The 26,686-nt window shown below is 71.8% G+C and carries 19 protein-coding genes and 2 pseudogenes; 10 read left to right on the forward strand and 11 right to left on the reverse strand.

Annotated features, from left to right (window positions below):
* Window positions 1-2: 2 nt before the first annotated feature.
* A pseudogene (locus ACZ7L0_RS38740) lies at window positions 3-680 on the reverse strand (NADPH-dependent F420 reductase); the annotation flags it as partial.
* 109 nt (window positions 681-789) lie between these two features.
* On the opposite strand from ACZ7L0_RS38740, the gene ACZ7L0_RS38745 reads away from it, so the two are divergent.
* The gene (locus ACZ7L0_RS38745; protein WP_471247278.1) at window positions 790-1,332 is read left to right on the forward strand and encodes a GNAT family N-acetyltransferase; all 543 of its coding nucleotides are present in this window, start codon (window positions 790-792) and stop codon (window positions 1,330-1,332) included.
* Between the two features lie 42 nt (window positions 1,333-1,374).
* On the opposite strand, the gene ACZ7L0_RS38750 is transcribed toward ACZ7L0_RS38745, so the two are convergent.
* From ACZ7L0_RS38750 to ACZ7L0_RS38785, 8 genes are all read right to left on the reverse strand, one after another.
* Window positions 1,375-1,587, reverse strand: a complete 213-nt coding sequence (locus tag ACZ7L0_RS38750; protein WP_471247279.1) for an EF-hand domain-containing protein — start codon at window positions 1,585-1,587, stop codon at window positions 1,375-1,377.
* 58 nt (window positions 1,588-1,645) lie between these two features.
* Window positions 1,646-1,900: a hypothetical protein gene (locus ACZ7L0_RS38755; RefSeq protein ID WP_471247280.1), complete on the reverse strand. Its 255-nt coding sequence runs from the start codon at window positions 1,898-1,900 to the stop codon at window positions 1,646-1,648.
* A gap of 17 nt (window positions 1,901-1,917) precedes the next feature.
* Complete coding sequence (locus ACZ7L0_RS38760; protein WP_471247281.1) at window positions 1,918-3,105, reverse strand: YVTN family beta-propeller repeat protein; 1,188 nt, start codon at window positions 3,103-3,105, stop codon at window positions 1,918-1,920.
* Window positions 3,105-3,899 carry a polysaccharide deacetylase family protein gene (locus ACZ7L0_RS38765; RefSeq protein WP_471247282.1) on the reverse strand — a complete coding sequence of 265 codons (795 nt, stop codon included), beginning with the start codon at window positions 3,897-3,899 and terminating at the stop codon, window positions 3,105-3,107. Before ACZ7L0_RS38765 ends, ACZ7L0_RS38760 begins: the two co-directional genes overlap by 1 nt.
* A gap of 72 nt (window positions 3,900-3,971) precedes the next feature.
* Complete coding sequence (locus ACZ7L0_RS38770) at window positions 3,972-4,475, reverse strand: ATP-binding protein (RefSeq protein WP_471247283.1); 504 nt, start codon at window positions 4,473-4,475, stop codon at window positions 3,972-3,974.
* A 264-nt stretch (window positions 4,476-4,739) separates the two neighbouring features.
* A complete protein-coding gene (locus ACZ7L0_RS38775) occupies window positions 4,740-5,507 on the reverse strand; it encodes an enoyl-CoA hydratase/isomerase family protein (RefSeq protein WP_471247284.1) in 768 nt (255 codons plus the stop codon).
* Window positions 5,508-5,587: 80 nt separating this feature from the next.
* The gene (locus tag ACZ7L0_RS38780; RefSeq protein WP_471247285.1) at window positions 5,588-6,826 is read right to left on the reverse strand and encodes a L,D-transpeptidase; all 1,239 of its coding nucleotides are present in this window, start codon (window positions 6,824-6,826) and stop codon (window positions 5,588-5,590) included.
* Between the two features lie 123 nt (window positions 6,827-6,949).
* Window positions 6,950-8,182, reverse strand: a complete 1,233-nt coding sequence (locus ACZ7L0_RS38785; protein WP_471247286.1) for a L,D-transpeptidase — start codon at window positions 8,180-8,182, stop codon at window positions 6,950-6,952.
* A gap of 151 nt (window positions 8,183-8,333) precedes the next feature.
* Here ACZ7L0_RS38785 and glgX point away from each other — a divergent pair, with 151 nt between their 5' ends.
* Window positions 8,334-10,559, forward strand: coding sequence for a glycogen debranching protein GlgX (glgX, locus tag ACZ7L0_RS38790; protein WP_471247287.1), 2,226 nt, complete (start codon window positions 8,334-8,336; stop codon window positions 10,557-10,559).
* A 41-nt stretch (window positions 10,560-10,600) separates the two neighbouring features.
* Here glgX and ACZ7L0_RS38795 read toward each other — a convergent pair.
* Window positions 10,601-10,768: pseudogene (locus ACZ7L0_RS38795) on the reverse strand (ATP-binding cassette domain-containing protein); the annotation flags it as partial.
* 128 nt (window positions 10,769-10,896) lie between these two features.
* Here ACZ7L0_RS38795 and ACZ7L0_RS38800 point away from each other — a divergent pair.
* The 7 genes from ACZ7L0_RS38800 (at window position 10,897) to ACZ7L0_RS38830 (ending at window position 22,736) form a co-directional block, all read left to right on the forward strand.
* Window positions 10,897-12,675, forward strand: coding sequence for an ABC transporter ATP-binding protein (locus ACZ7L0_RS38800; protein ID WP_471247288.1), 1,779 nt, complete (start codon window positions 10,897-10,899; stop codon window positions 12,673-12,675).
* Window positions 12,672-14,537, forward strand: coding sequence for an ABC transporter ATP-binding protein (locus ACZ7L0_RS38805; protein ID WP_471247289.1), 1,866 nt, complete (start codon window positions 12,672-12,674; stop codon window positions 14,535-14,537). The genes ACZ7L0_RS38800 and ACZ7L0_RS38805 overlap by 4 nt, the downstream gene beginning before the upstream one ends.
* 23 nt (window positions 14,538-14,560) lie before the next feature.
* Window positions 14,561-16,273, forward strand: coding sequence for an ABC transporter ATP-binding protein (locus tag ACZ7L0_RS38810; protein WP_471247290.1), 1,713 nt, complete (start codon window positions 14,561-14,563; stop codon window positions 16,271-16,273).
* Window positions 16,270-18,027, forward strand: a complete 1,758-nt coding sequence (locus ACZ7L0_RS38815; RefSeq protein ID WP_471247291.1) for an ABC transporter ATP-binding protein — start codon at window positions 16,270-16,272, stop codon at window positions 18,025-18,027. Before ACZ7L0_RS38810 ends, ACZ7L0_RS38815 begins: the two co-directional genes overlap by 4 nt.
* A 185-nt stretch (window positions 18,028-18,212) precedes the next feature.
* Window positions 18,213-20,252, forward strand: coding sequence for a M4 family metallopeptidase (locus tag ACZ7L0_RS38820; protein ID WP_471247292.1), 2,040 nt, complete (start codon window positions 18,213-18,215; stop codon window positions 20,250-20,252).
* A 247-nt stretch (window positions 20,253-20,499) separates the two neighbouring features.
* Window positions 20,500-22,152, forward strand: coding sequence for a M4 family metallopeptidase (locus ACZ7L0_RS38825; protein WP_471247293.1), 1,653 nt, complete (start codon window positions 20,500-20,502; stop codon window positions 22,150-22,152).
* Between the two features lie 71 nt (window positions 22,153-22,223).
* Window positions 22,224-22,736: a DUF1990 family protein gene (locus ACZ7L0_RS38830; RefSeq protein ID WP_471247294.1), complete on the forward strand. Its 513-nt coding sequence runs from the start codon at window positions 22,224-22,226 to the stop codon at window positions 22,734-22,736.
* Window positions 22,737-22,779: 43 nt separating this feature from the next.
* Here the strand turns inward: ACZ7L0_RS38830 and ACZ7L0_RS38835 are convergent, their stop codons facing one another.
* A complete protein-coding gene (locus tag ACZ7L0_RS38835; RefSeq protein ID WP_471247295.1) occupies window positions 22,780-25,398 on the reverse strand; it encodes a glycosyltransferase family 1 protein in 2,619 nt (872 codons plus the stop codon).
* 338 nt (window positions 25,399-25,736) lie between these two features.
* On the opposite strand from ACZ7L0_RS38835, the gene ACZ7L0_RS38840 reads away from it, so the two are divergent.
* A partial coding sequence (locus ACZ7L0_RS38840) for a maltotransferase domain-containing protein (RefSeq protein WP_471247296.1) occupies window positions 25,737-26,686 on the forward strand: 950 nt, incomplete at its 3' end.

Here is a 26,686-nt window from a genome sequence, read left to right on the forward strand (position 1 = left end):
CGCTACCCCCGGAAGTCCGCGGGACGCTCCGGGGACGCCTCCGCCAGGGCCTTCCTGACCTCCTCCACGCCCGCCCGCAGGCCGTACACCGGGGTGCCGGGCTGCTGGCGCCAGGAGTCGTCGAGGCCGCCCGCGTCGACGGTGTCGAAGCCGAGTTCGTCGATCAGGTCGCGGACCACCCGCTTGGCGGCCTCGTCGTCGCCGGCCACCGGGAGCGCCATGCGGTCGGGGGCGCCGGCCGGGCGGGGGCGCTCCAGGATGTCCTGGGCGTAGGTGCCGTTGAAGGCCTTGATCACGGGGTGGCCGATCCGCTGTTCGGTCCAGCGGCTCTCGGTGCGGGCCTCGTCCTCGATCTCCGCGATCCGGCCGTCCCGCTGCTGCGGGTAGTAGTTGCCGGTGTCGATCACGGCGACGCCCTCGGCCGCCCCGTCCAGCAGGCCGGACGGCAGGTCGGGGACCGCCTTGAAGGGGATGGTGACCACCACGACCTCCGCCCCGCGCGCCGCCTCCCCCACCGGGACCGGGGTCGCTCCCGTCTCCTCGGCCAGCTCGGTGAGCGTGTGCGGACCACGCGAGTTGGCGACGGAGACGTCATGTCCGAGGGCGGTGAGCCGCCGGGTGAGATTGCCGCCGATGTTGCCCGCGCCGATGATGCCGATCTTCATGACTCGCCTCGCCCTTCCGGGGGTCGGTGTCCAGACCTGTCCTGCCTTCGCAGGTCACCACCAACCGACGGACGCGGCGTGCTATTCCGTGGCGAACGGGTGACGGTCCACCTAGGGTGCCGGAATGATCGTAGGAAAGTCGGTAAGGCTGCGCGCGCTGCGCTCCGAGGACGCGCGGCACCATCTCCGGTGGCGCAACGACCCCGAGGTGGTGCGCTGGGCCGCCGCCGGTGACCCGTGCTTCGGCCCGGTCACCGAGGAGGCGCTCGGGATCGGCTTCGACACCATGCTGCGGCTGAGCCCGCGGGAGTCGGCCGTGTTCACGGTGGAGGACCTGGCGGACGGCCGGGTGATCGGCATGGCCGACTACCGGGACCTGGACCCGTACGCGGGGGTGGCCACGCTGGGCATCACCATCGGCGAGCGGGAGTTCTGGGGCCACGGCAGCGACGCGCTGCGGCTGCTCGTGGACCACCTGTTCGGCGCGTATCCCCTGAACCGGCTGGAACTCGACACCTGGAGCGGGAACGAGCGCGCCGTCCGCGCCTTCACGAGATCGGGGTTCCGTGAGGAGGGCCGGCTCCGCTCGGCCGTGCTGGTCGAGGGGAAGCGCTACGACCGCGTGCTCTTCGGGATGCTCCGGGAGGAGTGGACGAGCTCCGTGTGACGGCGGAGGGGGCGCCCCGGCAAGGCGCCCCCTCCCCGCGCGTCACTTGCTCAGGTACGCCCAGAACTCGTCGAACGACAGGAGCTTGTCGCCGTTGAGGTCGCGGGTCCTGATGATGGCCTCCGCCACCGTGTCGGTGACGTTCCAGTCACCTTGCTGGGCCAGGGCGGACTTGAACTCGGCGGCGGTGATGAAACCGTCACCGTCCGCATCGATCCGCTGGAACTGCTTGCGTGCTTCCTCGATGTCCGGCACCGATCCGCCCCTTTTTGTCGCGTTTCTCTGTCTTGCTGGCTCACTGCCGCAGGTCAGGTTAACCGCCCGCGTGCGCGCCCAGTGCGGCGACCACCCAGGCGAACTCCTCCCGGTGCGCCGGCAGGGGCTGACCGTGCACCTGGGAGAGCAGCTCGCGGTAGCGGGCGATCCGGTCGCCGGTGGCCGTGCGCAGGCGTTCTGGTACGGCGGCCCGGTCGGCGTCGCCGAGCAGTTCCCGCAGTACCGCCTCGGCCTCGGCGTCGTACAAGCGGTATCCGCCGGAGGAACGGGCCACCGGGGGGTGGAGACTCAAGGCGCCCCGGCCACTCCCTAGCGGAAGATGCCCGTGTGCCCGAGCGAGTAGCGGCCCGGCTGCGGGTAGACGGCCAGGCCGTGCGGGCCGCTGCCGACCGGGATGCGGGCCAGTTCGGCGCCGGTGCGGGTGTCGATGGCGTACACCTCGGAGTCGTAACGGCCGGAGAGCCACAGGACCTTGCCGTCCGCCGAGACGCCGCCCATGTCGGGGCTGCCGCCGCCGGGCAGGTGCCACTTCTTGGTCAGCCGGTCCAGGGGGAAGTCGAAGACGGAGACGCTGCCCTCGCCCCGGTTGGAGATGTACATCTCGCGGGAGTCCCGGCTGATGTACAGCCCGTGCGTCCCCTTGCCGGTGTGGAGGAACTCGGGCCTGCCGAAGGTGTCGCCGTTCAGGATCCACAGGCCGTTCGCCATCATGTCGGCGACGTAGAACCGCTTGCCGTCGGGCGAGACCTTGACGTCCTGCGGCATGGCGCCGTCCAGGGGCAGCCGCTGCTGGCCGATCACCTCCATCCGCTCCGTGTCGACCTTGAGCAGATCGCCGCTGAACTCGCAGGAGACGATGAAGTACCGGCCGTCGAGGGAGAAGTCGGCGTGGTTGACGCCGAGGCAGTCGACCGGCACGGCCTTGACCGTCTTCATGGTGTGCGCGTCACGGAAGACCAGCTCGCGGTCGAGGGAGGCCATCACGACGGCGTACTTGCCGTTCGGCGTGAAGTAGAGGTTGTAGGGGTCGTGGACGTCGACCGGCTCGCCCGCCTTCCCGGTCCTCGGGTCGATGGGAGTGAGGGTGTTGCCCTTGTCGTCGTTCACCCAGAGCGTCTTCAGGTCCCAGGAGGGCACGACGTGCTGGGGCTGCCGGCCCACCGGGATGGTCCTGATGACCTCGTACGTCTTCGGGTCGATCACGGAGACGGTGTCGGAGTTGGTGTTGGGCACGTAGACCCGGGAGGGGAAGTCCCGTACCACCGGGGAGAGCCGGTTCGGGCGGTCGGCGGCGTACACGTCGGCCGGGTCGAGCACGGGCGGCATCCCGGGCAGCCCGTCGGCCCGTGCCTCCTTCACCGGAGGCCGGACGGGCGTCGTGGCGGCGCGGGCCTCGCCCTCGGGGTGCTGGGATCCGCCGCCGCACGCGGACAGCAGCGTCAGGGCGGCGAGGGCGGCACCGGCGGCCAGGGCGCGGGCGGCGTGGAGGGGATGCATCAGCTCAGCAGCTCCGTGGTGGTGACCGCGCGCAGTCCGCGCCGGCCGAGTTCGTGGAGTACGGCGGGGAGGGCGGCGACCGTGTCCGGGTAACCGAAGTGCAGACTCACCACGGATCCGGCGCGGGCCTCGGCCAGAACCGTGCGGGTGATCGCGGGGGCACCCGGCCGGGTGTAGTCGAGCGAGTCGACGTCGTACGACAGCACGTGCGGGTAGCCCGCCTCCCGGGCCAGCCGGGTGACCAGCGCGCCGGCGGTCGCGGCGCGGGAGGGGCGGAACCAGGTGCCGATCGACCCGGTGAGCCGTGTCAGCCGGTCCGCGCAGACGGTGATCTCGGCGCGGGCGTCGGCCTCGGACATGGCGTTGATCGCGAGGTGGCGCTGGGTGTGGTTGCCCAGCTCGTGGCCGCCGTCCAGGATCCGGCGGGCCAGGTCGGGGTGTTCGTCCAGCCAGCTGCCGACGGCGAGCACGGTGATCCGGGCGCCGTACCGCTCGGCCTCGGTGAGCAGGCTGCGGGCGAGGACGGGGTCGCCCTGGCCGTGGAAGGTGAGGGCGAGGCGGGGGTGGGTGCGGGGGCCGTGCGTGATCTGGACGGGCTGCCGCGGGAAGGCGCGGGGCGCGGGAGCCGCCCGGGGTGTGGCCGCCGGGTGGCCGGACGCGTGGGGCCGCGTGGTGGCGGCGGTGGGGCGCGCGGCGCCGGTCTCCGCGCACCCCGCGGCGAGCGCGCCCCCGGCGACGAGTCCGGCGCCCGCACGGAGCACCCCGCGTCGGTTGGTCGTGGTCACCCGGCCCATTTAAGGGGCGGCGGGTAAGAAATCCGGCGATTCACCCCTATGTGGGCACCCGCGGGTCGCGGCGGGCGGCCGTCAGCGTTCGGCGACCCGCATCTCGAACCAGGTCGTCTTGCCGCGCGGGAGCAGGTCCACGCCCCAGCGGTCGGACAGTTTGTCGACCAGGAACAGGCCCCGTCCGCTGACGTCCAGCTCCTGGACCGGCATCAGACAGGGCAGCCCGCGGGAGGGGTCGCGCACCTCGACCCGGATCCAGCCCCGGCGGTGGCGCATACGGAGCCCGAAGACACGGGCGCCGGTGTGCCGTACGGCGTTGCCGACGAGTTCGGAGACGAGCAGCACCACGTCCTCCGTCATCTTCGGGGTGAACCCCCACTGGCGCAGGACGACGACCTGGGCGAGCCGGCGGGCGGTGGCCGCCGACTCCGGGCGGGACGGCAGCGGAACCTCGGCCTCCGTCGGATTGCCGAACAACTCGAGCGCTTTGAGCGCCCGTTCGTCCTCGACCGCAGGCGACCAGCGCGCCGCGGTCGCACGGCTGTGTCCCCGCGGCTGTTCGATGCCCTCCAGCCCCGCCATGCCCCCCATCATGGCCGCCCGGAGGGCCCTCCGGGGCCGTTCCCGAGGAATACGCCCCCCGGATGCCACCGTTCCACCGGTACCATCCGGCATATGCCGATGGCATCTAAGGGGCTGTGACACCTCGCCCGACCTGCGGCGACGGCTCACCTTCCGGCAAGCGGCGGTTTCCCCCGAAGGCAGATCCAAGGCTCCCCGAAGCGCGCCCCGATCCGCCCCAACGAGGGACACCGCGAGTCAGACGTCGTGTCAATTGCAAGCCTTTCAGAGGAACTTGGCCTTGCCGGGCCCTTCCTCCACGAAGCTGCGCATGCCCCGCTCGCGGTCCTCGGTGGCGAACAGCCCCGCGAACCAGTTCCGTTCGACGGCCAGCCCGGTGTCGAGATCGGTCTCGACGCCCGTGTCGATGGACTCCTTCGCCGCGCGCAGCGCGATCGCCGGGCCCTGTGCGAGCTTCGCGGCCCAGGCGTGCGCCTCGGCGTACACCTCGGCGGCCGGGACCACCCGGTCCACCAGGCCGATCGTGAGGGCCTCGTCGGCCTTGACCATGCGGCCGGTGAAGATCAGGTCCTTGGCCTTGGAGGGGCCGACCAGCCGGGGCAGCCGCTGGGTGCCGCCCGCGCCGGGGATCAGGCCGAGCAGGATCTCCGGCTGGCCCAGCTTGGCGTTGTCGGCGGCGATGCGGTAGTCGGCGCACAGGGCCAGTTCGCAGCCACCGCCCAGGGCGTACCCGGTGACGGCGGCGACGACCGGCTTGGGGATGCGGGCCACGGCGGTGAAGGAGTCCTGGAGGGCGCGGGCGCGCAGGACCATCGCGGTGTGGTCCATGGCCTGCATCTCCTTGATGTCCGCGCCCGCCGCGAACACCTTCTCGCCGCCGTAGATCACCACGGCGCGCACGTCGTCGCGGCGCGTGGCCTCCTCGGCGAGTTCCTTCAGCCGGTCCTGCGTGGCGACGTCCAGCGCGTTCATCGGGGGGCGGTCGAGACGGAGGGTGCCGACGCCTTCGGCGACTTCGAGATTCACGGTCATGGGCAGCAGGTTAACGGCCACTAACGACAGTGGGCCCGGTGCTGTCGGTCACAGCACCGGGCCCGTACGTCAGCGGGGGCTCACGCCTTCCACTTGTCCCAGGACATGTTCCAGCCGTTGAGGCCGTTGTCCGGGTCGACGGTGCGGTCGTTCGAGTGCTTGACGACGACCACGTCGCCGATCATCGAGTGGTTGAAGAGCCAGGCCGCCGGCACACCGCTGTCGTAGCCGCCCTTGACGTCGCGCAGACCCACGCAGCCGTGGCTGGCGTTGTAGTTGCCGAAGGCGTCGCCGCCCCAGTAGTTGCCGTGGAGGAAGGTGCCGGAGGTGGTCAGGCGGATGGCGTGCGGGACGTCCTTGATGTCGTACTCGCCGCCGTAGCCGACCGTCTCGCCGTTCATACGGGTCACGGTGAGCTTCTCGCTCATGACCATCTGGCCGTTCCAGGTGTCGTAGCCGGGCTTGCCGGTGGTGACGGGGATGGTCTTGATGACCTTGCCGTCCTGGGTGACCTTCAACGTGTGCTTCTTGGCGTCCACGACCGAGACCTGGTTGCGGCCGATGGTGAACTTCACCGTCTTGGACTGCTTGCCGTAGACGCCGTCACGGCCCTTGACGCCGTCGAGGTTCAGCTTGACGGTGACCTTGGTGCCGGACTTCCAGTACTTCTCGGGACGGAAGTCCAGGCGGTCGTTGCCGAACCAGTGGCCCTGGACGTCGACGGCCGGCTCGGTCTTGATCTGGACGGCCTTCTCCACGTCCTGGGGGTTGGTGATGCCCCGGGTGAAGCGGATCGAGAACGGCATGCCGACGCCGACCGTGCTGCCGTCCTCCGGGGTGAAGGTGCCGAGGAAGGTGTTCTTCGGCGTGAGGGTGGTGAAGCTGGAGTCCTCCGCCGCCTCCCGGCCCTCGGAGTCCTCGGCGACCGCGTGCACCGTGTACTTGGTGGCGGCCGCGAGGTGGGTCGAGGGCGTCCAGCCCGCGCCCCCGCCGCTGATGCTGCCCTCGATCTCGGTGCCCTTGGGGTCCTTCACCACGACCTTGGTCAGCTTGCCCTTGTCGGCCCTGACCTTGAGGTCGCCGTCGGTGTCGACGCCCGTCGAACCCGACTCCGGCGCGATGCTGATGACCGCTTCGGACCGCTTGCTCTGTGTGCTCCCGCCCTTGCCCTTCCCGTCACCGGAACCGGACCCCGAGTCCGACCCTCCCCCGCACGCGGTGACGGCCATGAGCAGGGCGCCGGCTATGAGCACCGGCACCCCCTTCCGGCCACGCCCTCGCGCGTCAACCGACGCCCCCCGTATCGGCCGCACGTTCAACTGTTCTCCCCTCCCCGGGCCTGGTCAGACCCGCACCCCGGCGCGCCCACGCACGCGTCGGCGCATATTAACCACAAGGTTTTGGGGATCGTGTCAGTTGATGGTCACCGTTTCGTAGCAACATCAACTGACGGCGCCGCCGTCCTTCCACTCCTTCCACCCCATGTTCCATCCGCCGAGGCCGTTGTCGGGAGCGACCTTCTTGTCATTGCTGTGCACGACCTCGATGACATCCCCCACGAGGGTGCGGTCGAAGAACCAGCCCGCGGGCGTGTCCGAGCTGCCGCCCTTGATGTCCATGAGGCCCACGCAGCCGTGGCTGACGTTGACGTTCCCGGGGGCGTCCGGAGCCCAGTAGTTGCCGTGCAGGAAGGTGCCGGAGTTGGTGAGCTTCATGGCGTGCGGGACGTCGGGGATGTCGTACTCGCCGCCGAAGCCGACCGTGCGGCTGTTCATACGGGTGACCTCGAGCATCTCCATCACCACCATCTTCCCGTTGTAGGTGGTGGTCTTGGGGGCACCGGCGGTGATGGGCACGGTGGCGAGCAGTGCGCCGTCCCTGCGCACCTCCATGGTGTGCTCGGCCGCGTCCACCAGCGAGACCTGGCTGCGGCCGACGGTGAAGGTGAACGTCTTGGACTGCAGCCCGTAGACGCCGGGCGCCCCCTCGACATCACGCAGCCGCAGCTCGACGGTGACCTGGGTGCCGGCTTTCCAGTAGTGCTCGGGGCGGAAGTCGAGGCGGCCCTTGCCGAACCAGTGCGGGCGGATCTCCACGGGTGGCCGAGCGGTGACCCGGACGGCGCGCTCCACGGCGGCCCGGTTCTCGATCTCCCGGTTGAAGTCCAGGGAGACGATCATCCCGGTGCCGACGGTGGCGCGGTTCTCCGGGGTGACGTACCCGATGAACCGCTCCTCGGGGACGTACGTCGTGAACGTGGTGTGCCGGGCCGAGCGGTGTCCGTCGCCGTCCACCGCCACCGCGTCGACGGTGTACTTGGCGGCGAGTGCCAGCCCGGGGTCGTCGGGCTCCCAGGCCCTGCCGCCGTCGGTGAGGTGACCGGGCACCGGGGACTCCTGGGCGTCCTGGGACCGGACCACGGTCACCGTCTCCAGTCGCCCGCCGGGCACCCGTACCCGCAGCCGTTCGCCGGGCCGGACGCCCTTGTCCCCGTCGTCCGGGGAGATCCGGATGGCGTCCTCGGGGGCCGGGGGTTTGCCCAGGACCCGTTCGATGCCCATGTCGTCCGTGACGTCCGGACCGCAGCCGGTCGCGCCGGCCAGCAGTCCCGCCCATGTCAGTACCGCGGCCAATGCGGCGCCCGCGCGCCGTGCGCGCCCTTGTGCATGCCTCACGAGGGACACAACGACCGTCCCGCTCTGGGGAAACGTGAGTGCGACGCCAGGGCTGGGCAGAACAGTGGGGAGGACGACGCGATCGGGAGCCGCGGCGGGACCCCGTATGCCCGTTTCCACGTCGTTCCACGAGCCGCGGGAGGCTGACCACGTGACCAGCTCGGCCGAGCAGCAGGTAGTGGCGGACCAGCGCGCCGCAGTCGTGAACGGCGGCCGGCGCCCCGCGCCGCCCACCGTGGCCGCCTGGCCGGGCTCGCCCACCCCGCTGGGCGCGCGCTTCCGGGTCGGCCCGGACGGCGTGGCCGGCACCAACTTCGCGCTGTGGGCGGCCGGTGCCGAGGCGGTCCAGCTGTGTCTGTTCGACGAGCGGGGCCGGGAGACACGGGTAGGACTGACCGAGCTGACGCACGAGATCTGGCACGGCTTCGTGCCCGGGGTGATGCCCGGCCAGCGCTACGGCTACCGGGTGGACGGCCGCTGGGACCCGTGGGTCGGCGCCCGCTGGAACCCGGCGAAGCTGCTCCTCGACCCGTACGCGCGTGCGGTGGACGGAGAGTTCGGCCTGCCGCCGGAGGTGTACGGGCATGTGCGGGACTGGCCGGAACAGCACGTCGCCGACACCGTGCGCGACGACCGCGATTCCGCGCCGCACGTGCCCAAGGGCGTCGTCGTGCAGGACGACGACGACTGGGCCGACGACCGCCGCCCCAAGACCCCGTGGGCGGACTCGGTCATCTACGAGCTGCACGTGCGCGGCTTCACCAAGCTGCACCCGGGGATCCCCGAGGAACTGCGCGGCACGTACGCGGGTCTGGCGCACCCGGCGGCCGTCGAGCACCTGGTGAACCTGGGCGTGACGGCCGTCGAGCTGCTCCCCGTCCACCAGTTCGCGCACGAGGACCACCTGCTGCGCCGCGGTCTGAGGAACTACTGGGGCTACAACTCCATCGGCTACTTCGCCCCGCACGCGGCCTACGCGGCCTCCGGTACGACGGGACAGCAGGTCGGCGAGTTCAAGCGCATGGTCCGCGCGCTGCACGCGGCCGGCATCGAGGTCATCCTCGACGTGGTCTACAACCACACGGCGGAGGCGGGCGAACTGGGCCCGACCCTGTCCCTGAAGGGCATCGACAACCGCGGCTACTACCGCCTCCAGGACGACGCCCGCCGCTACGCCGACTACACCGGCTGCGGCAACACCCTGCACGTGGTCCAGCCCCAGGTCCTGCGTCTGATCACGGACTCCCTGCGCTACTGGGTGACGGAGATGGGCGTGGACGGCTTCCGCTTCGACCTGGCCGCCGCGCTGGCCCGCTCGATGCACGACGTCGACATGCTCTCCCCGTTCCTGGCGGTGATCTCCCAGGACCCGGTGCTGCGCCGGGTGAAGCTGATCGCCGAGCCCTGGGACATCGGCTCGGGCGGCTACCAGGTGGGGGCCTTCCCGCCGCTGTGGACGGAGTGGAACGACCGCTACCGCGACGCGATCCGCGACTACTGGCGCGGCGCGCTGCCCGACGTGCGCGACCTCGGCTACCGCCTGTCCGGCTCCAGCGACCTGTACGCCTGGGGCGGCCGGCGCCCCTACGCCTCGGTCAACTTCATCACCGCGCACGACGGTTTCACCCTACGCGACCTGGTCTCCTACGAGCGCAAGCACAACGAGGCGAACGGCGAGGGCAACCGGGACGGCTCGGGCGACAACCGCTCCTGGAACTGCGGGGCGGAGGGCGAGACTGACGACGAGCACATACGCGGGCTGCGCCGCCGCCAACTGCGGAACCTGCTGACCACCCTGCTGCTGTCCACGGGCGTCCCCATGCTGGTGGCGGGTGACGAACTGGGCCGCACCCAGCACGGCAACAACAACGCCTACTGCCAGGACAACGAGATCGGCTGGCTCGACTGGACCCTCCTGGACGACCCCGCCTGGCGCCCCCTCTTCGACCTCACCTCCCGGCTGATCGCCCTGCGCCACCGGCACCCGGTGCTTCGCCGGCGCGCCTTCTTCTCCGGCCGCGCCCACTCGGCGGACGGCCTGCGGGACCTGGCCTGGTTCACCTGCCGGGGCACGGAGATGACCGAGGGCGACTGGTACGCGCCCGCCGCCACGCTCGGCATGTACCTCTCCGGACGGGACATACCCGGCCGGGACGAGCGGGGCACCCCGATCCTCGACGACAGCTTCCTCGCGCTCCTGCACGCGGGCGACACCCCGACGCCCTTCGTCCTGCCCGGTCCTCCGTGGGCGGAGCGGTACGAGGTGGTCGTCGACACCTCGCGGGAGGAGCAGCGGGAGGCGCCGGCGGTGGTGCACGAGGCGGGGACGGAGATCACGGTGCCGGGGCGGGCGGTGCTGTTGCTGAGGGTGGGCTGAAGGCGGTTTCCGCAGTGTGGACGAGGCGCTCGGCGAGGGGTGCCCAGGACGCGGGCCACCTCCGCGTGGTCGGCCACCGGGTCGAGGCCGGCGACCCGGACCCGGCCGGCGTCCGGGACGCGCAGGCCCTCGACGCACTCCACGGTGGTGGTCTTGCCCGCGCCGTTCGGGCCGAGGATCCCGAAGATCTCGCCCTCCTCTCGGTCGATGCGGCCGTACGACCCCTCGGGAGGCCGTGTACGAGAACTCGAACACGCTGGTCGTAGGACCTGCGGCGGAGTCCGCTCGGGCCGAAACTCGGTGGGCGTTGTCAGTGCCGGTCCGTAGGCTCGCGGTGATGCCCACGACACGTGCAACCACCGCCGAGGACCGTTCCGCCGTGCGTACTCTCCTGCGCCTGTGGCCGTACGTCCGGCCCGTCCGCATACGGCTGTTCACCGCCGCGTTCGTCGCGGTCGTCGCCTCCTGTACGGGGCTGGTGATCCCGCTCGTGCTGAAGTGGCTGGTGGACGGGCCGGTGGCCGACCGGGATCCGCGGGGGGTGTGGCTGGGCGCGCTGTACCTGCTGCTGCTCGGGTTCGCGGAGGCGCTGCTGTTCGGGCTGCGGCGGTGGCTGGTGGCACGGCCGTTGTCGCGCGTCGAGGCGGAGATGCGGGCGGGGCTGTACCGGCATCTGCAACGGCTGCCGGTGGCCTTCCACGACCGCTGGTCCTCCGGCCAGTTGCTCTCGCGGGGCACGACCGATCTGATGCTGCTGCGGATGTTCCTCGCCTTTCCGCTGACCTTCCTGCTGGTCAACGCGGTGACGATCCTCGTCGGTGTGGTGATCATGCTGATGCAGGACTGGGTGCTGGGGCTGGTGATCCTGGGGCCCGCCGTGCCCGTGATGTGGACGTGCGCCGTCTTCGAACGGCGGTACGCCGAGGTGGCGCGGCTCGCCCAGGACCAGGTCGGGGACCTGACGACGGTCGTGGAGGAGAGCGTCCTCGGGATCCGGATCATCAAGGGCTTCGGGCGGCACCGCAGCCAGGCACGGGCGTTCCGGGAGCTGTCGGGGACGCTGCGCGGGACGGAGCTGCGCAAGGCGCGGCTGCTGGCGACGATCTGGGGGGTCATCGTCACGCTGCCGGAGGTGGCGATCGGGGCGGCGCTGGTGTGGGGGGTCGTCCGGGTGGCGGACGGTGACCTGTCCGCGGGGACGCTGGTGGCGTTCCTGTCGACCGCCCTCGCTCTTCGGTGGCCCGTGGACTCCATCGGCTTCCTCCTGGCGATGAGCCAGGAGGCGGCGACCGCCACGGAGCGGTACTTCGAAGTGCTGGACGAGGAGCCGGAGTCCGCCGAGGCGGGGGCGGGCGCGGAGTCCGACGGTGACAGGGGCATCCGGTTCCATGACGTCCGCTTCCGCTACCCCGACGCCCCGCCCGGCTCGCCGCCCGTGCTGGACCACATCGACCTCCACATCCGTCCCGGCGAGTCCATGGCGCTGGTCGGAGCCACCGGCAGCGGGAAGACCACCCTCACCGCGCTGATCCCCCGCCTGCACGAGGTCACCTCCGGCCGGATCACGCTGGACGGCGTGGACATCACCGGGATGTCCCGCGAGGAGCTGCGCTCCAAGGTCGCCGTCGCCTTCGAGGAGCCCACCCTCTTCTCGGCGAGCGTCGGCGACAACGTGCTCATGGGCGCGGGCGACGACGCCGGCGTACCGGAGCTGGAGCGGGCCCTCGCAGTCGCCCAGGCCGAGTTCGCGCACGCGCTGCCGCGGGGCACGGACACCCAGGTCGGCGAACAGGGCCTCAGCCTGTCCGGCGGCCAGCGACAGCGCCTCGCGCTCGCCCGGGCCGTGGTCGGCAAACCCCGCTTCCTCGTCCTGGACGACCCCCTCTCCGCCCTCGACGTGCACACCGAGGCCGCCGTCGAGGCCGCCCTGCGCCAGGTCCTGGCCGACACCACCGCCCTCATCGTGGCCCACCGCCCCTCCACGGTCCTCCTCGCCGACCGCGTCGCCCTCCTCTCCGACGGCCGGATCACCGCCGTCGGCACCCACCAGGAACTCCTGCGCCACAACACCGACTACGCCCACCTGATGTCAGGCAACGAGGAGGAAGAGCGATGACCGCGGCCCCCACCACGCCGGTCCCCGCGCCCGGTGAGGAGGAGGAGCTTGCCCGGCCGGCGGCGGGCGGTGATCCCTTCGACCGGGACGTCCTGCCGACGCCGCCCGGCGCCACGGCCGCCCTGCTGCGGTCGCTGCTGGCGCCGATGCGGGCCCGGGTGGCCGGCACCACGCTCCTGCTGCTGCTCCAGCAGGGGGCCGTGCAGGCGGGCCCGCTGCTGGTGGCGTACGCCCTCGACCGGGGCGTGCCGGCGCTCAGGGAGCACGGCGACCACGGGCCGCTGATCGCGGTGGGCGTGGGCTATCTGCTGTGCGCGCTGGTCGCGGGGGTGCTGCAGTTCGCGTTCATCGAGGCCTCCGCCCGGGTCAACCAGGACGTGCTCCTCGATCTGCGCGGCCGTATCTTCCGGCACGCGCAGGCGCTGAGCATCGACTTCCACGAGCGGTACACCTCGGGCCGGCTCATCTCGCGCTCCACGACGGACGTCGAGTCGCTGCGAGAGCTGCTCAGCGAGGGGCTCCAGGAACTCGCCACGGTCGTACTGTCGTTCGTGTACATCGCGGCGATGCTGCTCTGGCTGGACCTGGGCCTCGGCGCGGTGGCGGTGGCCTCCTTCGTGCCGCTGTACCTGCTGATCCGGCTGTACCGGCGGCGCGCGGAGCGGGTGTACCGGGCCCGGTCCACGGCGATCGCGGCGGTGATCGTGAAGTTCGTGGAGACGATGAACGGCATCCGTCCGGTGCGCGCCTTCCGCCGGGAGGCCGTGAACGACGCCGACTTCCGGGTGCTGAACCGGCGCCACGAGCGGACCAACGGCGACGCCCTGCTGGAGATGGCCCGCTATGTGACCGGCTCCCGGCTGGTGGCCAACACGGCCGTCGCGGTGATCGTGCTGTGGGGTGCCCACCGGGTGGCGTCCGGCTCGCTGGCGCTGGGCGTGCTGGCGGCGGCGGTGCTGTACCTGCGGCGGCTGTACGACCCGATCGACCGTCTTGGCATGTTCCTCAACTCCTACCACTCGGCGGCGGCCTCCCTGGAGAAGATCGCGGGCCTGCTGGCGCAGACGCCGTCCGTGCCGGAGCCGTCGGCGCCCAGGGAACTCCCGCCGCTCGAAGGCGAGCACCCCGGCCGCGAGGTCGTCTTCGACGGGGTCCGGTTCGCCTACCGCACCGGCGGCGAGGTACTGCCCCGCTTCGACCTCACGATCCCGGCCGGGCAGACGGTCGCGGTCGTCGGCTCCACGGGCGCGGGCAAGTCCACGCTGGCCAAGCTGCTGGCCCGGTTCTACGACCCCTCCGACGGGCGGGTCCTGCTGGACGGTGTGGACCTGCGCGAGCTGGCCGCGCCCGAACTGCGGCGCGGGGTGGTCATGGTGACGCAGGAGGCGTTCCTGTTCTCCGGCACGGTCGCCGAGAACATCGCCATCGGGCGGCCGGACGCCACCCGGGACGAGATCGAGCGGGCGGCGAAGGCGATCGGGGCGCACGAGTTCATCAGCGCGCTGCCCGACGGGTACGACACGGACGTCCGCAAGCGCGGCGGGCGCATTAGCGCGGGCCAGCGCCAACTGGTGGCCTTCGCCCGCGCGTTGCTCGCCGATCCGGCGGTGCTGATCCTGGACGAGGCGACCAGCTCACTGGACGTCCCGGGCGAACGTGCGGTGCAGCGCGCCATGTCGACGGTGCTGCGCGGCCGTACGGCGGTGGTGATCGCGCACCGGCTGTCCACGGTGGAGATCGCCGACCGGGTACTGGTGATGGAGCACGGCCGGATCGTCGAGGACGGTGAGCCGGCCGAACTGATCGCCGGTACGGGCAGGTTCGCGGATCTGCACCGGGCCTGGCGGGACAGCCTGGCGTAACCGAGCCGAGGAGACGGGGGCAGATGATCGACGCGTACGAGGATCCCGGGACGCCCGACTGCCGTGGCGGCTGGTGGTACCTGTGGTGGCTGGTGCGGCGCCAGTCGGGCCGGGCGCTCACGGGGGCGCTGCTGAGCAGTGTGTGGATGACGCTGCTGGCCGCGACGCCGTATCTGATGTCCCGGGCGATCGACGACGGGCTGGTGCCGGGGCGCCTGGACGCGCTGGCCTGGTGGACGGCGGCGCTGTTCGTGGTCGGGGCGTTCAACTCCTGGCTGAGCATCATGCGGCACCGCACGATGACGCGGGTGCGGATGGACGCCAACTTCCGTACGGTCAAGGTGGTCGTGGGGCACGCGGTCCGGCTGGGAGCCGCCCTGCCGCGCCGGGCGGGGGCCGGGGAGGTCGTCACGATCGGCGTGGGTGACGTGCAGACGATCTCCCATGCGCTGACCTTCGTCGGGCCGGGTGTGGGTGCCGTGGTCGTCTACGGGGTGGTCGCCGGGCTGCTGCTGTCGGTCTCGGCGGTGCTGGCGGCGGTGGTGCTGTTCGGTGTACCGCTGATCGTGCTGGTCGCCGGGCCGCTGACGATGCGTCTGCAGCGTTCGGAGACCGAGTACCGGGAGCGGCAGGGCATCCTGACCGCGCGGATCGGCGACCTCGCGGGCGGGCTGCGGGTCCTCAACGGGCTGGGCGGCAAGGGGCTGTTCGCGGACTCCTTCCGGCGGGACTCCGAGCGGCTGCGGGAGCAGGGCTACCGGGTGGGCGCGGTGGCCAGCTGGGTGCAGGCGCTCGGAGTGGGGCTGCCGACGCTCTTCCTGGCGGCGGTCACCTGGCTCGCGGCCCGGCTGGCGGCCCAGGGGGACATCACCATCGGCGAGTTGGTGTCGGTGTACGGCTACGCGTCGATCCTCGTCGGGCCGGTGGCGTTCTTCCTGGAGATGGGCTACCAGCTCAGCCGGGGCGTGGTGGCCGCGCGCCGGGTCGTACGGCTGCTGCGGCTGGAGCCCGAGCCGGACGACGGCACCCTGTCCCCGCCCGCGGAACCGGCCGCGCTGTACGACCCGGAGTCGGGGGTGCGGGTACCGCCCGGGCGGCTGACGGCGCTGGTCGGCGCGCGGCCCGCGGAGACCGCCGCCGTGGTGGACCGCCTGGGCCGGTACGTCCCCTCAAACGTCACCTGGGGCGGGGTACGGCTGGACGCCGTGCCGCTGGCCGAGGTGCGGGCGCGGATCCTGGTCGCCGACAACGAGGCCGACCTGTTCGCCGGGACGCTGCGGGAGGTGGTCTCCGGGCGCCTGGAACGCGACGAGGGGGCCGTCGCGCGGGCGGTGCGGGCGGCGGTGGCCGATGACATCGTGCAGGGCCTGCCGGACGGGCCGGACTCGGCGGTGACCGCGCAGGGCCGCAGCCTCTCCGGCGGGCAGCGGCAGCGGGTCCGGCTGGTCCGGGCGCTGCTGGCCGACCCCGAGGTGCTGCTCGCCGTCGAGCCCACCTCGGCACTGGACGCCCACACCGAGGCCGCGGTCGCCCACCGGCTGCGCGAGGCACGTCAGGGCCGCACCACGATGGTCACCACGACCTCCCCGCTGGTGCTGGACGCCGTGGACACCGTGCACTACCTCGCCGACGGCAAACTCGCCGCCACCGGCACGCACCGGCGGCTGCTGGAAGAGGAACCCGGATACCGGGCCCTGGTGGCCCGGGACACCGACGCCGAGGAGGCCGTACGGTGACACCGACCACGAGCCAACTACCCGTGGCCCAGCGGACGGACGTCCACCGGGCGACCGTGCGGCTGGTGCGTGCCGATGGGCGGGTCTTCGCCGCCGTGCTGGTGCTGAACGCGCTGGCTGCCGCGGCGGGGCTGGCCGGGCCGTGGCTGCTGGGGCGGATCGTCGACGAGGTGCGGGCCGGGGGCGGGGTCGCGGTGGTGGACCGGCTGGCGGTCGGCATCCTGGTGTGCGCGCTGGCCCAGCTGCTGCTGGCGCGCTTCGCCCGGTACGTGGGGTACCGGTTCGGCGAGCGCACGCTGGCCCGGGTCCGCGAGGACTTCGTGGACCGGGTGCTGTCGCTGCCCGCGTCGGTGGTGGAGCGGGCCGGCACCGGCGACCTGACCGCGCGGGGCACCGCCGACGTGGGCGTGGTCGGCACCACGCTGCGGGACGTCGGGCCGGAGTTGCTGGTGTGCGGCGTGCAGGCGCTGTTCGTGCTGGGCGCGGTCTTCGCCCTGGACCCGCTGCTGGGTCTGTTCGGGGTGCTCGGGCTGACCCCGATCTGGTTCGCCCTGCGCTGGTACCTGCGCCGGGCCCGGGACGGCTACCTCGCCGAGGGCGCGGCCACCTCGGAGGTCGCCGAGATCGTGGCGGCGACGGCGTCGGGGGCGCGGACCGTGGAGGCGTTCCGGCTTCAGGAGCGGCGGATCACGGCGAGCCGGGACGCGCTGGAGACGTCCCGGCGGACCCGGCTGTACACGCTGTATCTGCGGACCGTGTTCTTCCCGGCGGTCGAGGTGTCGTACACCGTGCCGGTGGCTGGCGTGCTGCTGATCGGCGGCGTGCTGCACGCGCACGGGAGGGTGGGGCTGGGCGCGGTGGTGGCCGCCGCGCTGTATCTGCGGCAGTTCACCGATCCGCTGGACCAGATCCTGATGCGGGTGGAGCAACTGCAGAGCAGCAGCGCCTCGTTCGCCCGGGTGGAGGGGCTGGCGCGGTCGCCGCGGGGCCCGGCGGACAGCGGTGCGCCGGCTCCGGCGGACGACCGGATCGACGTACGCGGGGTGCGGTACGCCTACGAGCGCGGCGGCGAGGTGCTGCGCGGGGTCGACCTGACCGTGCGGCCCGGGGAGCGGCTGGCGGTCGTCGGGCCGTCCGGCGCGGGCAAGACGACGCTGAGCAGGCTGCTCGCGGGCGTCGACGCGCCGGGCGCGGGCACGGTCACGGTGGGCGGGGTGCCGATCGCGGACCTTGAGCCGGAGCGGCTGCGCCGCCAGGTGGTGCTGGTCACCCAAGAGCACCATGTTTTCCTCGGCACGGTCCGCGAGAACCTGCTGATCGCCGAACCGTCCGCCACCGACGAGGCGTTGTGGTCGGCGCTCACCGCGGTCGGCGCCGACGGCTGGGTGCGCGAGCTGCCGGACGGCCTCGACACCCGCCTGGGCACGGGCGGCCGTGCCACGGACGGCTCGCAGGCCCAGCAGCTCGCCCTGGCCCGGGTGGTCCTGGCGGACCCGCACACCCTGATCCTGGACGAGGCGACCGCCCTGCTGGACCCGGCGACCGCCCGGCACACCGAGCGGGCCCTGGCCGCCGTCCTGGAGGGCCGTACCGTCATCGCCATCGCCCACCGGCTGCACACCGCGCACGACGCCGACCGGGTGGCGGTGATGGAGGACGGCCGCCTCACCGAACTCGGCACGCACGAGGAGCTGGTGGCGGCCGACGGGGCGTACGCGGCACTGTGGCGCACCTGGCACGGGGACCGAACGTAAAGAGTTCGCATATCGAACGTGAACATCCGGTCAACGAACCGTTTCCGGCCAAATTCCTGACGCGCTCCTGACAGACGGACGGGCTGCTGCGACTCTTCCCACAGTCGCTTCACAGCAACCCCACAGTTTCACCGCTGTGATCTCCCCTGGTCGCGTGACCCGCGGCCACGCTGAAGGAGTCCGTGTTGAGAAGCAATTCCTCGCGCCGACGCACCTCCCACACCACCCCCCGCCACACCGCCGCCGTCGCCCTCGCCGGCGTCACCGCACTGATCGCCGCGGCCGTCCAGTCCGGCGCCGCCAGCGCCGCTCCGGCCAAGGCCCCCTCGGGCAAGGCCAATCCCGCCCATGTGGCGGTCAAGCTCACCCCCTCGCAGCGCGCCGAGCTGATCCGCGACGCCGGTGCCGCCAAGGCCGGCACCGCCAAGGCGATAGGCCTCGGCGCCAAGGAGAAGCTGGTGGTCAAGGACGTCCTCAAGGACGCCGACGGCACGCTGCACACCCGCTACGAGCGCACCTACGCCGGGCTGCCCGTCCTCGGCGGCGACCTGATCGTGGACACCGCCAAGTCGGGCGCCACCCTGCGCGTCATCAAGGCGACGAACGCCACGCTGAAGGTCGCCGGCCTCACCCCGAGCGTCACCAGGGCGAGCGCCGAGAAGCAGGCCGTCCAGCGCGCCAGGGCCCTCGGCGCCACCAGGCCCACCGCCGACGGCGCGCGCAAGGTGATCTGGGCCGGCTCCGGCAAGCCCGTCCTCGCCTACGAGACGGTCGTCGGCGGCCTCCAGGACGACGGCACCCCCAACCAGCTGCACGTCATCACCGACGCGGCCACCGGCAAGAAGCTCTACGAGTACCAGGGCATCGAGACCGGCACCGGCAACACCCAGTACAGCGGCCAGGTCACGCTCACCACCACCCAGTCGGGGTCGAACTACACCCTCACCGACGGGGCGCGCGGCGGCCACAAGACGTACAACCTCAACCGCGGCAGCTCCGGCACCGGCACCCTGTTCTCCCAGACCAGCGACACCTGGGGCAACGGCACCAGCTCCAACGCCGCCACCGCGGGCGCGGACGCCCACTACGGCGCCGCGCTCACCTGGGACTTCTACAAGTCTGCCTTCAACCGCAGCGGCATCAAGAACAACGGCGTGGGGGCGTACTCGCGGGTCCACTACGGCAACGCGTACGTCAACGCCTTCTGGGACGACAGCTGCTTCTGCATGACCTACGGCGACGGGACCGGCAACACCCACCCGCTGACCTCCATCGACGTGGCCGGCCACGAGATGAGCCACGGTGTCACCTCCAACACCGCCGGCCTGAACTACAGCGGCGAGTCCGGCGGCCTCAACGAGGCCACCTCCGACATCTTCGCCGCCGGCGTGGAGTTCTACGCGAACAACTCCTCCGACGCCGGCGACTACCTCGTCGGCGAGAAGATCGACATCAACGGCGACGGCACCCCGCTGCGCTACATGGACAAGCCCAGCAAGGACGGCGCGTCCAAGGACAGCTGGTACTCGGGGATCGGCGGGGTCGACGTCCACTACTCGTCGGGCCCCGCGAACCACTTCTTCTACCTGCTGAGCGAGGGCAGCGGCGCCAAGGTCATCAACGGCGTCAGCTACAACTCGCCCACCTCGGACGGGCTTCCGGTCACCGGCATCGGCCGGGACAAGGCGCTGCAGATCTGGTACCGGGCGCTGAGCACCAAGTTCACCTCCACCACCAACTACGCGGGCGCCCGCACCGGCACCCTCGCGGCGGCCGGTGAGCTGTACGGCACCACGAGCGCCGAGTACAAGGCGGTGCAGGACGCCTGGGCGGCCATCGCGGTCGGCTCGCGCTCGGGTGGCGGCGGCGGTGGCGGCACCTCGTACGAGAACGGCACCGACGTGTCGATCCCGGACAACGGGGCCGCGGTGACCTCGTCGATCGCCGTCTCCGGCCGGACCGGGAACGCGCCGAACAACCTCCAGGTGAGCGTGGACATCACGCACACCTGGCGCGGCGACCTGGTGATCGATCTGGTCGGTCCCTCGGGCGCCTCGTACCGGCTGAAGAGCTTCAGCTCGTCCGACTCGGCGGACAATGTGAACGAAACGTACACGGTCAACGCCTCATCCGAATCGGCCAACGGAACCTGGAAGTTGAAGGTCCAGGACCAGGCCGCACAGGACGTCGGAACGATCAACGGCTGGAAGCTGACGTTCCCGTAAACCGCAGCGTACGGCACCGAAGACAGGGCGCCGTCCCGGAGGTTCGATCCCCCGGGGCGGCGCCCGTTTACATTCCCGCAACGTTTACCAGTCAGACGATTTTCAGCCAACATCACTTTGGGGTCCTGACATGTACGCGCCCCGATGTCACTCTTCCTTCACCCGCCGCAGCAGCACAGCAACTTCACAACGCACTCCGGCCAGTAACCCCACGCTGCCCGGACTCCCCCACGAAGAAGGAGCTTGAGTGAGCACCCTCTACGCGCGTCACAAGCGCACCACTCTGGCCATCGCCACCGCTGTCGCGGCCGGAGCCCTGCTCACCACGGGCCTGACCACCAGTGCCTCCGCCGGGACCGCGGCCGCCGCCGCGAAGACGCCGGCCGCCGCCCCGACCACGCTCTCCGCCGCCGCCCGCACCACCCTGATCCAGAAGGCGCAGAGCGGCGCCGCCAAGACCGCGCAGCACATAGGCCTCGGCGCCAAGGAGAAGCTGGTCGTCAAGGACGTCGTGAAGGACGTCGACGGCACCGTCCACACCCGCTACGAGCGCACCTACGCGGGCCTGCCGGTGCTCGGTGGCGACCTGGTCGTCCACACCTCCAAGGCGGGCAAGACCGAGGGCGTCACCAAGGCGACCAAGTCGGCCATCAAGGTGGCCTCGCTCAAGCCGCAGATCGCCGCGGCCAAGGCGGAGAAGCAGGCGCTGACCGCCGCCAAGGCCGCGGGCTCGGCCAAGACCTCCGCCGACGGCGCGCGCAAGGTGATCTGGGCCGGCTCCGGCAAGCCCGTCCTCGCCTACGAGACCATCGTCGGCGGCCTCCAGGACGACGGCACCCCCAACCAGCTGCACGTCATCACCGACGCGGCCACCGGCAAGAAGCTCTACGAGTACCAGGGCATCGAGACCGGCACCGGCAAGAGCCTGTACTCGGGCACGGTCAGCCTGAACACCACCCTGTCGGGGTCGACGTACCAGCTGTACGACACCACGCGCGGCGGCCACAAGACGTACAACAAGTCCCACGGCACCAGCTCCTCCGCCGGCACCCTGTTCACGGACGCGGACGACACCTGGGGCACCGGCGCCGCCTCCAGCTCCACCGCCGACCAGACGGCGGCCGTCGACGCCGCCTACGGCGCGCAGCTCACCTGGGACTTCTACAAGAACACCTTCGGCCGCAGCGGCATCAAGAACAACGGCGTCGCCGCCTACTCCCGCGTCCACTACGGCAACGCGTACGTCAACGCGTTCTGGGACGACAGCTGCTTCTGCATGACCTACGGCGACGGTGAGAGCAACACTCACCCGCTGACCTCCATCGACGTGGCCGGCCACGAGATGAGCCACGGTGTCACCTCCAACACCGCCGGCCTGAACTACAGCGGTGAGTCCGGCGGCCTCAACGAGGCCACCTCCGACATCTTCGGCACGGGCGTGGAGTTCTACGCGGCCAACTCCTCGGACGTCGGTGACTACCTCATCGGCGAGGAGATCGACATCAACGGCGACGGCTCGCCGCTGCGCTACATGGACAAGCCCAGCAAGGACGGCGGCTCCGCCGACAACTGGTCCTCGTCGGTCGGCAACCTCGACGTGCACTACTCGTCGGGCGTCGCGAACCACTTCTTCTACCTCCTCTCGGAGGGCAGTGGCTCGAAGACGATCAACGGTGTCAGCTACAACTCGCCGACGTACAACGGCTCCACGGTCACCGGCATCGGCCGCGCCAAGGCGCTGCAGATCTGGTACAAGGCGCTGACGACGTACTTCACGTCGACGACCAACTACAAGTCGGCCCGTACCGGCACGCTGAGCGCGGCATCCGCCCTCTACGGCTCCACCAGCACCGAGTACAAGGCGGTGGCGGCGGCCTGGTCGGCGGTCAACGTCAGCTGAATGCCGTGTAGTTGACTGGAGCGGCCCCCGGGACGAAGGCAGTCCCGGGGGCCGCCCTACTCTTGGGTCCCATGTCCTTCACCTACGAGGCGGTCGGCGCCACCCGCGAGGACCTCGCCGCCTGCCCGCCCGGCTTCCACCCCCTGCACGTGCGCACGCGCATAGGCGAGGGCGAGCCGGTGTTCCGCCGGGCCGCCGAGGCCGTCCTGACCTGGGAGATGCACCGGGCGATCGGCGTCGGCATCGACGCCGACGCCGACCGTGCCGCCCCCGAGGTCGACGTCACCGTCACCCTGGCCGGTCTGATCAAGGCACCCTGCCGCGTCGTCTGGACGGTAGAGGAACACCGCCGCGCGGGCTGGGCCTACGGCACCCTGGCCGGTCACCCCGAGTGCGGTGAGGAGGCCTTCGTGGTGGACCGCACGGGCGACGGCACGGTGTGGCTGACGGTCGCCGCGTTCAGCCGGGCGCAGAAGTGGTACGCCCGGGCCGGCGGAGCGGCGACGCGCGGGCTGCAGCACGCGTACGCGCGCAGATGCGGAGCGGCGCTGCGCAGACTGGCCGCCGAGCCGGACCTCCTCTGAGCCGGACGCCCCTGAGCCGCTCCGCCGAGGCCGGGTGCCCGGATCAGCGCAGCAGCACCCCGGCGCCCCCCACCACCTCCTCCGAAGGTGCCGTCACCAGGCCGAGTTCCGCGCCGGACGCCAGCAGCCGGTGGGTGGGCAGCACGCGGACCGTGTAGCCGTAGGGGCCGGTGCGGTCCAGGGAGAGGGGGCCCTCGTAGAGCCGGCGGCCGTCCGGGTCGGGGCCGCCCGCCGTCTTCAGGGGCACCGTGGTGGCGTCCGTGATGCGGTCCTCGGAGTCGACCCGGCCGGAGACCACCTGGACCTCCACGTCGTCCGGGGTGAGGTCGCCGAGGCCCACCCGGACCCGGAGGCCGAGGGTGGTGCCGAGCTCGGCGGTGGCCGTGGCCGCCGTCGTCTCGACGTGGTCGACGCTCACCCCGTGCCAGGCGGAGCGCACCCGGGCCTTCCAGACGGCCAGTTCCCCCGCCGCGTCCGGGGTCAGCGCGCGGCCCGCCTGCGCGGCCGGCGTGTAGAGGCGCTCCACGTACTCGCGGACCATGCGGCCGGCCAGCACCTTCGGGCCGAGCAGGGCCAGGGTCTGGCGGACCATCTCGATCCAGCGGTCGGGCAGGCCCGCCTGGCCCCGCTCGTAGAAGCGGGGGGTCACCCGCTGTTCCAGGAGGTCGTAGAGGGCGGCGGCCTCGATGTCGTCGCGGTGGTCGGGGTCGGTGCCGGCGCCGTCCGCGGTCGGGATCGCCCAGCCGAAGTCCGGCTGGAACCACTCGTCCCACCAGCCGTCGAGGACGGAGAGGTTGAGGCAGCCGTTGAGCGCCGCCTTCATACCGCTCGTCCCGCAGGCCTCCAGGGGCCGCAGCGGGTTGTTCAGCCAGATGTCGCATCCGGGGTAGAGCTTCTGCGCCATCGCCATGCCGTAGTCCGGCAGGAAGACGATCCGGTGGCGGACGCGCGGATCGTCGGCGAACCGCACCAGCTCCTGCACCAGCCGCTTGCCGCCGTCGTCCGCCGGGTGCGCCTTCCCGGCGACCACGATCTGCACCGGCCGCTCGGGGTGCAGCAGCAGGTCCATCAGCCGGTCGCGGTCGCGCAGCATGAGGGTCAGGCGCTTGTACGACGGGACCCGGCGGGCGAATCCGATGGTCAGGACGTCGGGGTCGAGCACGCCGTCGATCCAGCCCAGTTCGGCCGTGCCCGCGCCGCGCTGCCGCCAGGAGGCCCTGAGCCGCTCCCGTACCTCCGTCACCAGCTGCTCCCGAAGGGTCCGCCGCAGCTCCCAGACGTCCTGGTCCGGGATGTCCGCGACCGCGTCCCAGCGGTCGGTGCCGTCCACGGTCAGCGCGTCCTCGGTGCGCTGGACGCCGACCCGGCCCGCGCCGAGCCGGAACACCTCCGGGGCGACCCAGGTCGGGGCGTGCACCCCGTTCGTCACCGAGGTGATCGGCACCTCCTCGGGGTCGAATCCCGGCCAGAGTCCGGCGAACATCTCCCGGCTGACCTGGCCGTGCAGCAGCGACACGCCGTTGGCGCGCTGGGCCAGGCGCAGACCCATCACGGCCATGTTGAAGAGGTTGGCCTCGCCGCCCGGATAGGTCTCCATCCCGAGCCGCAGGATCCGCTCCACGTCGATGCCCGGCAGCTCGGCCTCGGGGCCGAAGTGGCGGGCGACCAGCTCCCGGTCGAAGCGGTCGATGCCGGCCGGGACGGGGGTGTGCGTGGTGAAGACGGTCCCGGCCCGGACGGTCTCCAGGCCCGCGTCGAAATCCAGCCCCTGGTCGCACAGTTCGGCGATCCGCTCCAGGCCGAGGAACCCGGCGTGCCCCTCGTTGGTGTGGAACACCTCCGGCTCGGGGTGGCCGGTGAGCCGGCAGTACGTCCGCACCGCCCGCACCCCTCCTATGCCCAGCAGCATCTCCTGGAGCAGCCGGTGCTCGCTGCCGCCGCCGTACAGCCGGTCGGTGACCCCGCGTTCCCCGAGGTCGTTCTCCTCGACGTCGGAGTCGAGCATCAGCAGCGGCACCCGGCCGACCTGGGCCAGCCAGATCCGGGCGCGCAGCCGCTTGCCGCCGGGCAGGGCGAGGGAGATCTGGGCGGGGGTGCCGTCGGCCTCTTCGAGCAGGGCGAGCGGCAGCTCGTGCGGGTCGAGGACGGGGTAGTGCTCCTGCTGCCAGCCGTCCCGGGACAGGCTCTGCCGGAAGTAGCCGTGGCGGTAGAGCAGGCCGACACCGATCAGGGGGACGCCCAGGTCGCTGGCCGCCTTCAGATGGTCGCCGGCGAGTATGCCGAGGCCGCCGGAGTACTGCGGCAGGGCGGCCGTGACGCCGAACTCCGGGGAGAAGTAGGCGACGGCGGCGGGCAGGTCGGCGGACCGCGTCTGGTACCAGCGGTCGCCGGTCACATAGTCGCCCAGGTCGTCCACGGCCGCGGCCAGCCGGCGCAGGAAGCGGCGGTCCTCGGCGAGCTCGGCGAGGCGCCCCGGGCGCACGCCGCCGAGGAGCCGGACCGGGTCGCCCTCGGAGGCGGCCCAGCGTTCGGGGTCGATGGACTCGAACAGGTCGCGCGTCTCCGTGTGCCAGGACCAGCGCAGGTTGCGCGCCAGATCGCCGAGCGGACGGAGAGGTTCGGGGAGAACGGGACGGACGGTGAACCGACGGATCGCCTTCACATTCCACCTCGGACGCGTTGCATCTGAAGACGCACGACAGTGTGCGTCTCGTCGTCAAGGTCGACGGTAGTGGTTACTGCCGCGTCGGTGGGGACGTACAGCATCCTGACTGAGCGCCCACCGTGCGGGTACCGGTCACTCTGGGCCAATGCCTCCGGAGAGGGCCGGTCTTGTGTGTAGACATACGCGTGAGTAGTTAACAAAGTGCCGGTTGCCCACCCGAATAGGGTGGGAAGGCTCCCTCCGGTACGCCCCCAGACGCACCACAGGTCAATCCGCAGGACCCACCTCCCCACAGTCATCCGCCCACACCCCCGTTGACGCGGACAGGAGCGGTCATGCCCGCCACGCACCACTCGTCAGCCCCCCCGACAAGCAGCCGGACAACCGGCAAGAAGAGCGGCACGCGAAGGACTTCGGCCAATGTTCCGGCCGACGCCGGTCCGCCCGGCCGGGAGCGATCCGCCACGGACGAGGCGACCGCCGTCGGCCGCATACCCGTCCTCGACGTCCGTCCGGTCGTACAGCACGGCCGCAGGCCCGCGAAGGCGGTGACCGGAGAGACGTTCGGCATATCGGCGACCGTGTTCCGCGAGGGGCACGACGCCGTCGCCGCCAATGTGGTCCTGCGGGACCCGGAGGGCCGCCCCGGCCCATGGACGCCGATGCGCGAACTGGCCCCGGGTACCGACCGGTGGGGCGCCGAGGTCACCCCGGACGCGCCCGGCCTGTGGACGTACACGGTGGAGGCGTGGGGAGACCCCGTCGGCACCTGGCGGCACCACGCGCAGATCAAGATCCCCGCGGGGATGGACACGGACCTGGTCCTCGAGGAGGGCGCCCGTCTGTACGAGCGGGCGGCGGCCGGGGTGCCGAAGCGCGAGGGGCGCGGTGTCGTCCTCGCCGCGGCGGCGGCCCTGCGCGACGAGGGCCGGCCGGCCGCCTGGCGGCTGGCGGCGGCGCTGGCGCCGGAGGTGGAGGAGGTACTGGCCCGCCATCCGCTGCGGGAGCTGGTCACCGCCTCCGACCCGCTGCCGCTGCTGGTGGAACGCGAACGGGCGCTGTACGGCTCCTGGTACGAGTTCTTCCCCCGCTCCGAGGGCACCCCCGAGCATCCCCATGGCACCTTCCGCACCGCCGCCCGCCGCCTGGACGCCATCGCCGCGATGGGCTTCGACGTGGTCTACCTCCCCCCGGTCCACCCCATCGGCCACACCTTCCGCAAGGGACGCAACAACACCCTCACCGCCGGCCCCGACGACGTCGGCGTGCCCTGGGCGATCGGCTC

This window comes from Streptomyces sp. NPDC039424, from assembly GCF_055639495.1.